This window comes from Exiguobacterium sp. PFWT01 (assembly GCF_018255795.1).
Taxonomy (GTDB): Bacteria; Bacillota; Bacilli; order Exiguobacteriales; family Exiguobacteriaceae; genus Exiguobacterium.
The window spans coordinates 804968-820566 of record NZ_CP073755.1; the positions used below are offsets into that span (position 1 = coordinate 804968).

Annotated in this window: 14 protein-coding genes; 11 read left to right on the top strand and 3 right to left on the bottom strand. The window is 51.3% G+C overall.

Going from position 1 to position 15599, the window contains the following annotated elements; all coding sequences use genetic code 11:
* Nucleotides 1-40: 40 nt before the first annotated feature.
* Nucleotides 41-547, bottom strand: coding sequence for a competence protein ComK (locus tag KD909_RS04240; protein ID WP_249199076.1), 507 nt, complete (start codon nucleotides 545-547; stop codon nucleotides 41-43).
* Between the two features lie 259 nt (nucleotides 548-806).
* Between KD909_RS04240 and cspD the strand changes: the two genes are divergently transcribed.
* From cspD to KD909_RS04295, 11 genes are all read left to right on the top strand, one after another.
* Nucleotides 807-1004 carry a cold-shock protein CspD gene (gene cspD, locus KD909_RS04245; RefSeq protein ID WP_012726946.1) on the top strand — a complete coding sequence of 66 codons (198 nt, stop codon included), beginning with the start codon at nucleotides 807-809 and terminating at the stop codon, nucleotides 1002-1004.
* A gap of 307 nt (nucleotides 1005-1311) precedes the next feature.
* Entirely contained in the window at nucleotides 1312-1875 is a 564-nt protein-coding gene (hpf, locus tag KD909_RS04250) for a ribosome hibernation-promoting factor, HPF/YfiA family (protein ID WP_012726945.1), read from the top strand.
* Nucleotides 1876-2014: 139 nt separating this feature from the next.
* Nucleotides 2015-4537, top strand: coding sequence for a preprotein translocase subunit SecA (secA, locus tag KD909_RS04255; protein WP_047795073.1), 2523 nt, complete (start codon nucleotides 2015-2017; stop codon nucleotides 4535-4537).
* 54 nt (nucleotides 4538-4591) lie between these two features.
* Nucleotides 4592-5692: a peptide chain release factor 2 gene (prfB, locus tag KD909_RS04260; RefSeq protein ID WP_012726943.1), complete on the top strand. Its 1101-nt coding sequence runs from the start codon at nucleotides 4592-4594 to the stop codon at nucleotides 5690-5692.
* Nucleotides 5693-5753: 61 nt separating this feature from the next.
* Nucleotides 5754-6611, top strand: a complete 858-nt coding sequence (locus KD909_RS04265) for a YitT family protein (protein ID WP_211782501.1) — start codon at nucleotides 5754-5756, stop codon at nucleotides 6609-6611.
* 108 nt (nucleotides 6612-6719) lie between these two features.
* Nucleotides 6720-7055 carry a cytochrome c551 gene (gene cccB / locus KD909_RS04270; RefSeq protein WP_031422851.1) on the top strand — a complete coding sequence of 112 codons (336 nt, stop codon included), beginning with the start codon at nucleotides 6720-6722 and terminating at the stop codon, nucleotides 7053-7055.
* A 456-nt stretch (nucleotides 7056-7511) separates the two neighbouring features.
* A complete protein-coding gene (ftsE, locus tag KD909_RS04275) occupies nucleotides 7512-8198 on the top strand; it encodes a cell division ATP-binding protein FtsE (protein WP_031422852.1) in 687 nt (228 codons plus the stop codon).
* Entirely contained in the window at nucleotides 8188-9090 is a 903-nt protein-coding gene (gene ftsX / locus KD909_RS04280; protein WP_031422854.1) for a permease-like cell division protein FtsX, read from the top strand. The genes ftsE and ftsX overlap by 11 nt, the downstream gene beginning before the upstream one ends.
* Before the next feature lie 23 nt (nucleotides 9091-9113).
* Nucleotides 9114-10442, top strand: a complete 1329-nt coding sequence (locus KD909_RS04285) for a murein hydrolase activator EnvC family protein (RefSeq protein ID WP_211782502.1) — start codon at nucleotides 9114-9116, stop codon at nucleotides 10440-10442.
* Nucleotides 10443-10543: 101 nt separating this feature from the next.
* Nucleotides 10544-11947 carry a S41 family peptidase gene (locus KD909_RS04290; RefSeq protein ID WP_211782503.1) on the top strand — a complete coding sequence of 468 codons (1404 nt, stop codon included), beginning with the start codon at nucleotides 10544-10546 and terminating at the stop codon, nucleotides 11945-11947.
* A 28-nt stretch (nucleotides 11948-11975) separates the two neighbouring features.
* Nucleotides 11976-13130 (top strand): PDZ domain-containing protein, encoded by a 1155-nt coding sequence (locus KD909_RS04295; protein WP_249199077.1) that lies wholly within the window; start codon nucleotides 11976-11978, stop codon nucleotides 13128-13130.
* Between the two features lie 65 nt (nucleotides 13131-13195).
* Here KD909_RS04295 and glpK read toward each other — a convergent pair whose 3' ends face one another.
* Both glpK and KD909_RS04305 read right to left on the bottom strand, forming a co-directional pair.
* Nucleotides 13196-14713: a glycerol kinase GlpK gene (gene glpK, locus KD909_RS04300; RefSeq protein ID WP_012726935.1), complete on the bottom strand. Its 1518-nt coding sequence runs from the start codon at nucleotides 14711-14713 to the stop codon at nucleotides 13196-13198.
* Nucleotides 14714-14741: 28 nt separating this feature from the next.
* A complete protein-coding gene (locus KD909_RS04305; protein WP_012726934.1) occupies nucleotides 14742-15449 on the bottom strand; it encodes an MIP/aquaporin family protein in 708 nt (235 codons plus the stop codon).
* Nucleotides 15450-15599 lie beyond the last annotated feature (150 nt).

Here is a 15599-nt window from a genome sequence, read left to right on the forward strand (position 1 = left end):
CAATAGAAAAAAACCTTCCGTCTTTTCGACGGAAGGCGTGTCAGGACTCGAGCACGGGGCTCGCGTTCAATTGTTGGAACCGGGCGACGAGTTCACCTGTCGCTTTGAGCTGGTTCCGGAGGACGTACGGTGTTGCGTTCGTTTGGATTTGATGTCCATCGGTCGTGAGGACGAGCCCGTTCGGCTCACCCTCGACGTTCAGTATGTCTCGAATATGGGACCAGGCATACCATTCACAATCGTCTCGTTTTGGAGACTTCGTCGGGAAGAAGACGAGTCCAGTTGTCGGTTCAATCACGACAGGGACTTTCCCTTTTACGCCGGCGACGCGTTTGGCGATGAAGATTCTTTCCTCGATCGAGCTGTTGTACTGGCGGCAAGAAAGTTGCAACAACTGGTACGGCCGGAGCGGGGTTGAAATCTCGGTGCCATCCTCGAGAATGATCCGTGACTGCTTCATGATGTCAAAGCAAGGGAGAATCGCCACGGTTCGCTTTGTGATGCGATATTTTTCCTCAGAATAGTAGGAGCGCATACGCTGCACCATCCTCCTCGTATTAGATTTTCAGGATCGGCTAAAGACAAACGGCACAAACCTAAATCATCCCTTCAATGATATATCACAAAAAATGTAAATTCAACAAGACAATATGAAAAGTAGGGAAATATAATTCCAATGAAAGCCAAATGACGAATCGTTTACAAATATTTGAGAAAGTATTTGTCACGTTTACAAGAAGGTGGTAAGATTAGCCGTAGAGGACAACCCTCTGTATTCTCCAATGGTGAAAGGAATGGATTTACACATGGTAGGTAAAGTAAAATGGTTTAACTCAGAAAAAGGTTTTGGATTCATCGAAGTTGAAGGCGGCAAAGACGTGTTCGTACACTTCTCAGCAATCCAATCTGAAGGCTACAAATCACTTGACGAAGGTCAAGATGTAGAGTTTGAAATCGTTGATGGCGAGCGTGGCCCACAAGCGGCTAACGTTGTAAAATTATAATTTCAAACCGCGAAGCCGGCTCCCTTGGGAGTCGGCTTTTTATTTTGTCTACATAATAAAAAAAGGCGTTTAAAAATTAGTGGATTGGGTATTTTCTTTCTATACCTTTCGCTCGTTCTAGGAAATGTTGAATTCGGAACAAAATTGTCATTATTTTCTGATGATAACGTTTTCAATCGTAGCGTTTTCGGGGTATAATATGAGTGAACCACCTGGTTCCCCTTTCTTTTTTAAGAAATGAAGCAGGAGATTCCGTCTCGTTCGACGAATCATTGGTTCAAGCGGTTATTTCTAAGGAGGAGTTCAGATGATTTATAACATTCGCGGCGAAAACATTGAGGTCACACCAGCAATCAAAGACTATGTCGAGAAAAAGCTGGAGAAGTTGACTCGGTATTTCACAACTCCTACGGATGCACAGACGGCTTACGTCAACTTGAAAGTGTATAACGAGAAACAAAAAGTGGAAGTGACGATCCCGATGCCGAACTTGTTGCTCCGTGCTGAGGACATCAACCTCGACATGTATGCGGCAATCGACCTCGTCGTCGATAAATTGGAACGTCAAATCCGTAAACACAAAACGAAACTCAACCGTAAAGGACGCGGGAAAGAAGGTGGCGTCGGCGAGTACTTCAAGTCTTTAGAAGGACCTGATGATACACCGGCCGTCTACGATGAGGACGAGGCAGAACTCGAACTCGTGCGGACGAAACGCTTCACGTTGAAACCGATGGACACGGAAGAGGCGATTCTTCAAATGGATATGCTCGGTCACAGCTTCTTCGTCTTCTCTGACGCAGAAACGGGCAACACGAACGTCGTCTACCGTCGTAAAGATGGGAAGTACGGCTTGATCGAACCTGAATAATATACATGACACTACACGACCTCCCGGCCTCGGGGGGTCGTTTCCTTTTGCCTTTCCTTGAAAGGTGGCACCACTTCGGTTAAACTGTACATTAGGGAAAAAACATGCATTTTTTAGTGAGTGCAGAGGAGATATGAGTATGGCGAACTTTTTGAAAGAGTTATTTGCTCCACAGAAACGAATGTTGAAAAAAGCAGAGAAAGCGGCCGACTTGATCGAGTCGTTCGCCGAACCAATCAAGGCATTGTCCGACGAACAGCTTCAGGCGAAGACGGAAGAGTTCCGTGAACGTCTGGCGAAAGGCGAGACACTTGACGACCTCTTGCCGGAGGCGTTCGCGGTCTGTCGTGAGGCATCGGAGCGTGTGCTCGGGATGCGTCATTACCGTGTCCAGCTCATCGGGGGCTATGTGCTCCATAACGGCGACATCGCCGAAATGAAAACCGGTGAAGGGAAGACGCTCGTCGCGACACTTCCTGTCTACTTGAACGCGCTCACTGGCCGTGGCGTACACGTCGTAACGGTCAACGAATATTTGGCGAAACGAGATAAAGAACTCATGGAGCCGCTCTACTTCGCACTCGGTCTCTCGGTCGGCCTCAACGTGTCGAACATGGACCGTGTCGAGAAACAAGCGGCCTATAACTGTGACATCACGTACTCGACGAACAACGAGCTCGGATTCGACTACCTCCGTGACAACATGGTCCTTTATAAAGAAGACCGTGTTCAACGTGAGCTCTACTACACGATCGTCGATGAAGTCGACTCGATCCTCGTCGATGAGGCGCGTACCCCGCTCATCATCTCGGGATCGGCTCAAAAATCGACAGAACTCTACACACGCGCGGATGCGTTCGTCCGCACGTTGAAAGAGGAAGACGATTACACGGTCGACGTGAAGACGAAGTCGGTCCTCTTGACGGACCAAGGGGTCGACCTCGCCGAGAAGTTCTTCGGCATCGACAACCTGTTCGCAATCGAACACGTCGCCGTCAACCACCACGTCGGGCTCGCCCTTCGTGCGAACGCGGTCATGCATCACGATATCGACTATATGGTACGTGAGGGTCAAGTCATGATCATCGACCAATTCACGGGTCGTGTCATGGACGGACGCCGCTACTCGGAAGGTCTTCACCAGGCGATTGAGGCGAAAGAAGGCGTCGAGATTCAACGCGAATCGATGACGCTCGCCACAATCACGTATCAGAACTACTTCCGGATGTATGAGAAGCTTGCTGGGATGACCGGTACGGCGAAGACAGAGGAAGAAGAGTTCCGTAACATCTACAACATGCAGGTCGTGACGATCCCGACGAACAAACCGATCCTTCGCGATGACAAGGCAGACCTCATCTTCAAATCGATGGAAGGCAAGTTCAAAGCCGTCGTCGAAGAGATTTCGGCAGTCCACGCGACGGGGCAACCGATTCTCGTCGGTACGGTCGCCGTCGAGACGTCTGAATACTTGAGCAAGCTCTTGACGAAGAAGAAGATTCGTCACGATGTCTTGAACGCGAAGAACCACGCGCGTGAGGCGGAAATCATCGAGAACGCCGGTCAAAAAGGTTCCGTCACGATTGCGACGAACATGGCCGGTCGTGGTACCGACATCAAGCTCGGAGAAGGTGTCATCGACCTCGGTGGTCTTTACATCATCGGGACAGAGCGTCACGAGTCACGCCGAATCGATAACCAGCTTCGCGGTCGTGCGGGTCGTCAAGGGGACCCGGGTAAATCCCAGTTCTACTTGTCGCTCGAAGACGAGCTCATGCGTCGCTTCGGAACGGATAGCCTCCAAAGCATGATGGAGCGTCTCGGGATGGATGACACGCAACCGATTGAGAGCCGCATGGTCTCGAAAGCGGTCGAGTCAGCGCAAAAACGTGTTGAAGGAAACAACTATGATGCGCGGAAGCAGCTTCTCGGTTACGACAACGTCATGGCCGACCAACGGAAGGTCATGTACAAGGACCGCTCGAGCATCCTCGAGAACGAGTCGGTCACGGATATCGTCCGTTCGATGATGGCGCAGACGGTCGAACTCGGTGTCGGACAATACACGCCGATCGAACTCGTACCGGAAGAATGGAACATCGACGAGCTCGCGCACTGGGCCAACCAAACACTTGCGCTGGAGAAAAAGGTCGAAGGTAAGGACTTCTTCGGCAAAGAGCGTGAAGAGATCATCGAGCTTCTCATGGAGCGCGTGAACGAGCAGTACGAGGCGAAACGTGAACTCGCGCCGCCGGAACGCTTCAACGAGTTCGAAAAGATCATCGTGCTCCGCGCCGTCGACTCGCACTGGATGGCCCATATCGACCATATGGACCAGTTGCGTCAAGGGATTCATCTCCGCGCCTACGGACAGAATGATCCGCTTCGTGAGTACCAAGCGGAAGGGATCAACATGTTCGACGCAATGAACGCGGCGATTTCAGAAGAAGTGACTGGCTTCGTCCTTCGCGCCGAAGTCGGGGACAACCTCCGCCGCGAGAAAGTGGTCGAAGAGGAAGTCGCCGTCTCAGGCAAGAGCGATGCGCCGGTCAAGAAAAAGCCGGTCCGTCGTTCGAAAGAAGACAGCATCGGCCGGAACGACCCGTGCTGGTGCGGTTCTGGTAAGAAGTTCAAGAACTGTCACGGTAGACAACAGGCTTAATTATTGAAGAGGCGGGTCCGCTCGCCTCTTTCCTACGGAAAGGTGAATCACACTATGGAAATTTCAGATATTCGGAACGAACTAGAGGCGATGGCGAAACGCCTCGAGAATTACAGAGCGTCTCTCAACTTGACAGAGAAAGAAGCACGTATCGCCGAGCTCGAGAACGAGATGACGTATCCTGACTTCTGGGATAACCAGGAGAAGGCACAAAAAGTCATCGACGAGTCAAACGGACTCAAAGCGATGGTCGATAAGTATCAAGACCTCGCGAACCAACATGAGGACGGCGAAGTGACGCTCGAACTCATCAAGGAAGAGCCGGACGCCGAGATGCAAGAAGAGCTCGGGGAATCGATTCAAGCGCTCAAGAAGGAGTTTGATGACTTCGAACTCGAAATCCTCTTGAACGGACCATACGACGCGAACAACGCCATCCTCGAATTGCACCCGGGTGCGGGCGGTACCGAGTCACAGGACTGGGCATCGATGCTCCTTCGTATGTATCAACGTTTCGCTGACAAACAAGGCTGGAAAGTCGAGACGGTCGATTACCTCCCAGGTGAGGAAGCGGGCGTCAAGTCGGTCACGCTCCGCATCGTCGGTCATAACGCGTACGGCTACTTGAAGGCGGAGAAAGGGATTCACCGGTTGGTCCGCATTTCGCCGTTCGACTCGTCAGGCCGTCGTCACACGTCGTTCGTCTCATGTGACGTCATGCCGGAATTCGATGACGACATCGAGATCGAAGTACGGACAGAAGACCTCCGCATCGACACGTATCGCGCATCAGGTGCCGGCGGTCAGCACATCAACACGACAGACTCTGCCGTCCGAATCACGCACGTGCCGACGGGTGTCGTCGTGTCATGTCAGACCGAGCGCTCACAGATCAAGAACCGTGAGTCGGCGATGAAGATGTTGAAAGCGAAATTGTACCAACGCGAACTCGACGAGCAGCAACGCAAACTCGACGAGATCCGTGGGGAGAAGACGGACATCGGTTGGGGTAGCCAAATTCGTTCGTATGTCTTCCACCCGTACTCGATGGTCAAAGACCACCGGACGAACTATGAAGTCGGAAACACGAGTGGGGTCATGGACGGTGATGTCATGCCGTTCATCGATGCCTACCTTCGTAAAACAAATATGTGATGCATGTGGCTCAAAGACACCCGTCTTTGGGCCATGTTGTGTGTAAAGGAGACTTTCTTTAATGAAGCAAATCGTCAAAGACTATCTGTATTTGTTGACCGGCTCAGTGTTCGTCGCCTCAGCCTTCAGTCTTTTTCTGTTGCCAAATAATCTGGCATCAGGCGGGGTGAGTGGGATCTCGGTCATCACCTATGAACTGTTCGGCATCTCGCCGGGGGCGTTCCAGCTCGTGGCGAACGTGTTACTTCTGATTATCGGGTGGGCCATCCTCGGACTCGGCTTCGGGGTGAAGTCGCTCGTCGGCTCCATCTTTTTACCGGGTGTCATTCTTTTCTATGAGGCGATCGATGCCGGTGCGGCCGTGGACGATACGCTCCTCGCAGCCATCTTCGGTGGTGTCGGCGTCGGTGTCGGACTCGGGCTCATCTTCCGGGGGCGCGCCTCGACAGGGGGGATGGACTTGATCGCGCAGATCTTACATAAGTTCACGCACATCCCGCTCTATCTCTGTATCGCCATCCTCGATGGCATGGTCGTCTTGACCGCGGCCTTGACGTTCTCGTTCACGACCGGACTCTATGCACTCATCGCATTATTCATCACGGTCAAGATGATCGACTTCGTCCAGCTCGGGTTCACACAGGACAAGATGGCTTACGTCATCTCGGAGAAGCGAGACTTCATCGTCCGGGCCGTCTTCGAGGAGCTTGACCGTGGTGCGACAGAGATCCAAGCGATCGGGGCATACTCACGTCTCGACCGTCCGATGCTCATGATCGTTGTCCGTCAGAGCGAAGTGAGCCGATTGAAGGAAATCATCCGTCGGATCGACGCGGAGGCGTTCCTCGTCTTCAGTGAGGCGCATGAGGTGCTCGGACAAGGGTTTACGTCCGATAAGCGTTACATCAACGTACCGTAAGTTGTGGAATCTTTGTGTACTTTTCGTGAGATTAGGTTAGAAAGCATACGTTAACGGCTATAATGGTAAATGTAGGTCATTTCTACAACTTAGGAGGGGAACGTGGTTATGAAAAAATGGATGATGGCCATCGGCCTCGGCGCCATGCTGACACTCGGCGCATGTGGCGGCGGTGAAGAAGAGGACACGTCGAGCAACGGGGATTCGGGCTCGAACACGGCATCGGTTGACGCGGAAGCGGTATACGCACAAAACTGTGCGGCATGTCACGGTGCGAATCTTGAAGGAATGAGTGGTCCGTCACTCGAGCAAGTCGGTGCTCGTCTGTCGGCAGAAGAGATTGAAAACGTCATTCGAAACGGTCAAGGCGCGATGCCTGCGAACGTCATTGAAAAAGACGAAGAAATCACAGCGGTCGCCGCTTGGCTCGCTGAGAAAAAATAAGATGTGACGGCATGAGGTGTGTTCTACCTCATGCTTTTTTTATGGTTACTTTGATTGAAACGAGGTTATACAACAACTCTTAAATCGAAAAAAATAGGCTCAAAGAAAATCGATTCGTTCATAGAGAATTCGAAGGTAGTACCATTTGAAGTGCGGTTTCATCATTCTCTGGGAGAAGAAGAAAGCGAGGTTCTTCGCGACATTTTCACACCGAACTCAATCGAACTGAAACAATCCTGTAATGGTGTTTTAAAAGTCGGATTGATATAATTGTAGTCGCTTCAACATATGCCCTAGATGATTTTTTGACCAGGCGAACATAAAAAAGCGACACCTTGACAGAGGGAGACGTTTCCTGTAAAAAAGACTCTAGGCGAAATATACAGTAACTAAAACAATTGATTCGAATTCGTCATAGATGCTTAAAAATAATTTAAAAAGGGTAGGGAATACGTTATGATCTCGATGCAAAAAGTCAGTAAAGTATATCCGAACGGCGTCGTCGCCGTGGATGACCTCGATCTAGAGATTCGCGACGGCGAGTTCCTTTATGTCGTCGGTCCTTCCGGTGCCGGAAAGTCGACGTTCATGAAGATGATTTATCGTGAGGAGAAACCGACAGCCGGTCAATTATTGATTGACGGACTTGATGTCGGGAAAATTAAAGACCGTCATGTGCCGAAGTTACGCCGTCAACTCGGTGTCATCTTCCAAGACTTCAAATTGTTGCCGACACTTACGGTATATGAGAACGTTGCGTTCGCATTAGAAGTTGTAGGAGCGGACACGTCGTCCATTCGGAAGCAAGTCATGGATGTGTTGAACCTTGTCGGATTGAAGAACAAGGCGCGCAACTATCCGGACGAACTATCAGGTGGAGAACAACAGCGTGTCTCGATTGCTCGCGCAATCGTCAATAAACCAAAATTGATCATCGCCGATGAGCCGACAGGGAACTTAGACCCGGAAACGGCATGGGGCATCATGGAAGTGTTTGAAGAAATTCACCGCCGCGGAGCGACAGTCGTCATGGCGACACACAACCGTGACATCGTCGATAAGATTCGTCACCGCGTCATCGCGATTGAGAACGGGAAAGTCGTGCGCGATGAAGAGAAAGGAGCATATGGCTATGATATTTAAGACTGGACTGCGCCATTTGCGTGAAGGGTTCAAAGGAACACTTCGGAATGGATGGATGTCGTTCGCGGCCATCAGTGCCGTGACCATTACGTTATTACTTGTCGGTGTGTTCGCACTTGTCATGTTCAACATTAATGAAATTTCAGATAACGTCGAAAATGATGTCGAGATTCAAGTGTTCATCACCCGGACAGCGGATGAGAACTCGGTTGAGAAACTCGGAGAGAACATCGAACAGGTGCCAGGCGTTTCGACGGTCACGTTCAGCTCGAAAGAAGATGAGCTAGCGAAGTTCCAAGACCAGCTCGGTGATGATGCGGCAGCATACGGAACGGTTGAAAAAGACAACCCGCTCCACGCCCGCTATATCGTCAAAGCACAAGACCCGACAGAACTAGAGGAAGTGGCCAAATCGGTCGGTTCACTCGATAATGTGGACGACGTGAAATACGGGAAAGACTACATCGATAAAATGTTTGCCTTCTTCAACGGGATTCGCATCGGTGGACTCGCGTTGATCGTCGGTTTGACATTGATGGCGATGTTCTTGATTTCGAATACGATTAAAATGACAATCTTCTCGCGCCGCCGTGAGATTGAAATCATGCGTCTCGTCGGAGCGAAGAACAGCTTCATCCGCTGGCCGTTCTTCATCGAAGGATTGCTCCTCGGAATGCTTGGGGCTCTCGTCCCGATTCTTGTCATTTATTTCGGATATGACGTCGCATATAGTGCTTTACAACCATCGCTTGATCAATTGAATAGTGATATATTTAAGTTGATTGATCCATCGACGCTCACGGTACAAGTATCGCTCGTCTTACTTGCACTCGGTGCGTTCATCGGAATCTGGGGATCGACGACATCGCTCGGTCGTTTCTTGAAAATCTAACTTAAATAAGGAGGAGTTGGCGGATGAAACGTTCGCTTGCGCTAGGGTTGTGTGTATCGTTACTTGCCATGCCGGTCATGGCGACAGAGAAAGACACGTTGAAAGCTCGACAAGATCGACTGTCCAATGAGTTGGAGGAGTCGAAAAAAGCGCAGGCCGAGACGGATGCCGAACTCGAGATCACCGAGGCAGAGCGTGATGCCGTGAAGACGGAAATTCACGTCGTCGACGACCGATTGAATGAGTTGAGCGAACAGATCGCCATTCAGCAACATGAGGTCGATACAGCCCGGGCAGAACTCGAGTCGACCCGCCAACAACTCTCCGTTCAGGAAGATTACTTGGAAAGCCAGAAGGAACTCGTGAACGAGCGCCTTCGCGTCTTGCAAGTACATGAAGATACTTCCTATCTACAAGTCATCTTTGAGTCCCGTTCCTTCGGCGACTTCGTGACACGGGCCATGACGGCCCGCACGATTGCTGAACAGGACCGGGAGCTCATACATAATTATATGAGTGAGATGGAACGCTTGGAGTCGCTCGAGTCGACACAACGCACCCAGCTCTCTTTCATCAAGCAAAAGGAGCGCGAGCTCGTCATCACCAAGCAAGACCTTGACCGAACGGCCGAGAAGAAACGTGACCTGTTGGTCGAACTAAACGAACAAGTCGAGCAACTCGAGCTCGAAAAGATGACGCGCAGTGAAGAACAGGCGGTCATGGCTGAACAGAACCGCATCATCAATGAACAACTCGAGGCGATCGCGACTGCCGAACGAGAAGCCGCAGAGGCGGCCGAACGCGCCAAGCGTGAAGCTGAAGCACGTGCGGTGGAAGAACAGGCGCGAGCCGAGGCGGAAGCACGAGAAGCGGAGTCAGAAGTCGAGGCACCTGAAGTGACCGCACCTACCGAAACACCGACGAATGTGTCCACGTCCACCGGATTCGTTCGTCCCGTGTCCGGTTATGTGTCGAGTCCGTTCGGTCCACGAGACAATCCATTGACGGGTGTGCCGGAGATTCACAAGGGCATCGACCTCGTCAATGCGTCTGGGACACCAATCGTGTCAAGCGCACCCGGTGTCGTCATCAAAGCGGCGCCGGCGACGGGATATGGAAATGTCGTCTTCGTTTCTCACGTCATCAACGGTGAGATTTGGACGACCGTCTATGCCCATTTGAATGCAATCACGGTCGGAGCCGGTCAACAAGTGGCGGCGGGACAGACGGTCGGAACGCTCGGCAATACCGGCTGGTCGACCGGTCCCCATCTTCATTTTGAGTTACATCGAGGAAAATGGGCACCGGGACAGCCGAACGCGATTGACCCAGCCCCGTATATTGGATACTGACAGAAGCGGACGCGTCCCAAATATGTGGAACGCGTCCGCTTTTCCTCTAGTTTTTGCTATACTAATGAAAAGACTTACAAAGAGAAATGAGGGACCAACCCGTGAAAAATTCAACCGCAGGACTACTCGCTGGCACAACGTTCGTGGCTGGGGCCGGTGCAGGCCTTGCGACGATGGCGTTTACAGACACATCGCTTCCCATTCAAACGAATGCGGAAGGCTGGGATAAAGTCGACCAAGTACGTGATTTGATTGAAGAACATTCGTTACAGGACATCTCAGAAGACGATTTATTGACCGGCGCGCTCGACGGGATGACCGCAGCGCTGAACGACCCGTATTCGGACTTCTTGGATGCGGAAGAAACGTCACAATTTACGGACTCGATTGAATCGAGTTTTGAAGGAATCGGCGCGACTTTGGAGAAGAAAGGAGAGGACATCTTAATTGTCGCTCCGATCAAAGGCGCTCCGGCCGAAGAGGCGGGACTTCGTCCTGGCGACATCATCACAGCGGTCGACGGGGAGTCGATCGAAGGGATGGATGTACAGGAAGCCGTCCAATTGATTCGAGGGGAAAAAGGGACGACCGTCACGTTGACGATTCGCCGTGGCAGTCAGACGGCGGACTATGAGATCACACGTGACACGATTCCAATCGAGACGGTCTTCTCTGAAGTGAAAGAGAAAGACGGCAAAAAGATTGGATATCTCCAAGTCACCCAATTCTCAGAACCGACCGCCGACGAGTTCCTCGAACAACTCGAACAACTGGAGTCAGAAGGAATCGATAGCTTGATCATCGATGTTCGTGGAAATCCGGGAGGTCTCTTGCCTGCCGTCATCGAAATGTCTGAAGGTTTCGTCCCGACCTCAAAACCGGTCGTTCAAATCGAGAATGCGGACGGGGACCGAGATGCACAAAACGGCCGCGCCCGTGAAGCGAAACCGTATGACCTGTTCGTCTTGACGGATGAAGGTTCTGCCTCGGCTTCTGAGATTTTGACTGGTGCGATGAAAGAAGGGGCAGGCGCGACCATCATCGGGACGAAGACGTTCGGAAAAGGCGTCGTCCAGACGGCGTTCGACCTAGAGGACGGCAGTAACTTGAAATTGACGACGAGCAAATGGCTCACGCCGGACGGTAACTGGATCAACAAGAAGGGCATCGAGCCGGACATTGAAGTGGAGCAACCGGACTTCTTCAACGTGACCCGTGTCCTGACAGAAGAAGAGTCGCTCCAAGTCGGAGATTACGGTGACGCCGTTTCGAACTTGCATAAAATTTTAACTGGAATCGGCTATGAGCCAGGCGGTCAGCCGGGATATTACGGGGACACGATGGCGAACGCCGTGAAAGCCTTCCAGACAGACAATGGTCTCGAGGCTTCTGGAACTGTCGATGAAGAGACAGCCTCTGCACTCGAAGCGAAGTTGCTCGAAGCGATTCAAGATGAGGCGAATGACGCCCAATTGAATCGTGCGCTTGAAGAAGCCGCAAAATAACGTTGTATGAAAGAAAGGGTTGGACCGCGTGGAAGTTGTACGAATGGGTGTTACGGCTTTATTGACGTTGTTAGGTAGTCCGCTGTTTTGGGTGACACTCGTCGCCCTTACATACATATCGCTGACGCGGGTCAAGCGAGAACGGGCCATGTTCCGTTCGAGACGTCGCTCGCCGAAGTCGGAATGGAGACATTTCATCTGGCCGAGTCTTCTGTTAGCGGTCCTCTCATCGGCCGTGACGATTTTACTCGAGACGACCATCACGTTTGAGTGGGCCGTCTCGTTCACGATTCTCTATACGCTCGTCGTCTTGACGATGCATCCGCGATTCTTTAATCCGGTGCTGCCTCTTCTCGTGTTGTTCGGGGTCGTCTTGTTACGTGATGTTGTCGCATATGGTGCGCTTCGTGATTGGGTAGCAGCACTCGCTCAGGTCGATTGGACGGTCTATGCGCTCACATTCGGTCTCGTCACCCTTGCGGAAGCGATTCTCTTACGCTGGAACGGACCAAAAGAGACATCCCCGACCTTGATTTTGTCGAAACGGGGGCAGTTTATCGGAGGGCATGTCGTCAAACGGATTTGGTTTTTCCCGCTCGTCGTCTTCGTGCCACCGATGTTCGGTCTCGACTGGCCGATGGTGCCCATCATTCTTCCGATTCCCATCGGGGTCAGTTTATTGTCGACCGGCGCCTTACCAGGAACGCTTCTCGCACGATTGAGCAATTATCGTGCCGTACTCGCTTTGATCGCCCTCGGTCTATTCGGCCTCTCATATGCGTTTGAGATTCCATATGTCGACTATGTAGTATTGACGCTATTCGTCCTCTATGAGCTCGGCTTACAATGGATCAAACGCGAGAATCGGGGAACGACACCCGTTTTCATCAACGGAAACCGTGGGGCGGTCATCGTCGACACGCTACCGAACTCACCTGGAGAGGCGATGCAACTCATTCCGGGTGAATCGATCTATAAAGTTAACGGGACGGTCATCACCGGAGGGCATAGTTTTTATGAGGCGCTCCAGCAACATAAGCCATACATCAAGCTGGAAGTGTTGAATCTGAACGGAGATATCCGATTTGTTCAACGGGCGATGTATGAGACCGATCCACATGAGCTCGGGATTTTGTTCGTTGGGGAACCGACGAGCCCGAGAGTTCGCTTACGTAAACTGTAAGAGTATCCGTTTTGGATACTCTTTTTTGCATACAAAATGGGCACCCGTAAGGATGCCCATTCGTCTTATACTTCAAGTTTTGAAGGTTTGAATGCCATTGTGGCTTCGACTGCGTGTTGCCATCCTTTGTAGAGGGCTTCACGGTGAGACTCGTCCATGTTCGGATCGAACTTCTTGTCGAGTTTCCACTGGTCTTTGACTTCGGCTTGGTCTTTCCAGAATCCAACGGCGAGACCCGCCAAGTAGGCGGCACCGAGTGCAGTCGTTTCACTCACTTCAGGACGTTCGACCGGAACATTGAGAATGTCCGATTGGAACTGCATGAGGAAGTTGTTGCTGACGGCCCCACCATCGACGCGGAGCGTCTTCAAGTTGATGCCTGAGTCACTCTCCATCGACGTGAGGACGTCACGTGTCTGGTAAGCGAGTGACTCGATTGTCGCACGGACCATCTGTTCTTTCTCTGTCCCACGCGTGAGACCGAAGATGGCACCACGGACGTCAGAGTTCCAGTACGGGGCACCGAGACCGACGAAGGCAGGAACGACATAGACACCGTCAGTTGATTCGATCCGTGTCGCATACTGTTCCGAGTCTTTCGCTGATTTCAACATCCGCAATCCGTCACGGAGCCACTGGATCGCCGAACCGGCGACGAAGATTGATCCTTCGAGCGCATATTCTACTTTCCCGTTATAGCCCCATGCGATTGTCGTCAAGAGACCGTGATCGGATTTGACGGCTTCTTCTCCCGTGTTCATGAGCATGAAGCAACCCGTTCCGTACGTGTTTTTCGCCTCACCTTTTTCGAAGCACGTTTGTCCGAACAAGGCGGCCTGTTGGTCACCAGCGGCTCCGGCAATCGGCACTTCGAATCCGAAGAAGTGGTATGGAATCGTGTTCGCATAGACTTCACTTGACGGTTTGACTTCAGGAAGCATGGATTTAGGCACTGTTAAGATGTCGAGTAACTCGTCATCCCACTTCTGCTCGTAGATATTGTACATGAGTGTACGCGATGCGTTCGAGTAATCGGTTACGTGTGCTTTTCCACCAGAGAGTTTCCAAATGAGCCACGTGTCGATTGTCCCGAAGAGGAGCTCGCCGTTCTCAGCTTTTTCACGTGCACCCTCGACGTTGTCAAGAATCCATTTGACTTTTGTTCCTGAGAAGTAGGCATCGATGAGGAGACCTGTTTTGTCGCGGACCATATCGGAATGACCGGCTGCTTTCAGCTCTTCACAGATGTCGGCGGTTTGACGGGATTGCCAGACAACGGCGTTATAGACAGGGCGTCCTGTTTCTTTTTCCCAGACGACAGCTGTTTCACGTTGGTTTGTGATCCCGATTCCAGCAATCTCATTCGGGTCGATATCAGCAGAACCGAACGCTTCCGCCATAACGGCGAGGACAGAGCCCCAAATCTCATTGGCGTTGTGCTCGACCCAGCCTGGTTTTGGGAAGTATTGTTTGAATTCGCGCTGTGCGACGGTGACAATTTTTCCATCATGATCAAAGATGATTGCCCGTGAACTTGTCGTTCCTTGGTCCAATGCTAAAATATAACGTTTTTCTTTCGCCATATGTGATTTCCTCCTTCAAAATTATGTGTTAAGGGACGAGAATGCCGTAAACGAGTGCGGCGATGACAGCACCGATAATCGGACCGACAACTGGAATCCATGAGTACCCCCAGTCTGATGTGCCTTTTCCTTTAATCGGGAGCACGGCGTGAGCGATACGCGGTCCAAGGTCACGTGCCGGGTTGATCGCATAACCGGTAGGTCCACCAAGAGACATACCAATTGATACAACGAGAAACGCTACGATGAGCGGATTCAAGCCGTCTGTGAACGTGTTGGCTCCAAATGATAAAATCCCAAACACGAGGACGAACGTACCGATGATTTCCGAGATCAAGTTAAATGGCGTATTACGAATGGCTGGCGCAGTGGAGAACGTGGCCAACTTGAGTCCCGCATCTTCGGTCACATCATAATGTGGCTTGTAGTGTAGAAATACGAGGACGGCCCCGATGAACGCCCCGATAAATTGCGCCAAGATGTAAGCCGGCACATCAGCCCAAGGGAATGAGCCTGCTGTAGCCAACCCGACGGTGACAGCAGGATTCAAATGCGCTCCTCCATAAATTCCAGCTGCGTATACCCCAATCATAACGGCGAATCCCCAACCAAAGGTGATGACGACCCAACCTGCGCTCTCCGCTTTTGAATGGCGGAGGACGACGCCGGCGACGACACCGTTACCGAGCAGAATCAATAGCATCGTACCAATAATTTCACTGACAAATGCTGACATGTGATACTCCCCTTTCTCCCTTATCAAATTGACTTACCACTTCATTATATGCCCAAAATGTAAGCGTTTTAAAACAGTGTTTTTCAAAAATCCTACTTTATTCCTATAAATGTTCACATTTACAGCTGTAAACTTCACAAAAAAGTTCAA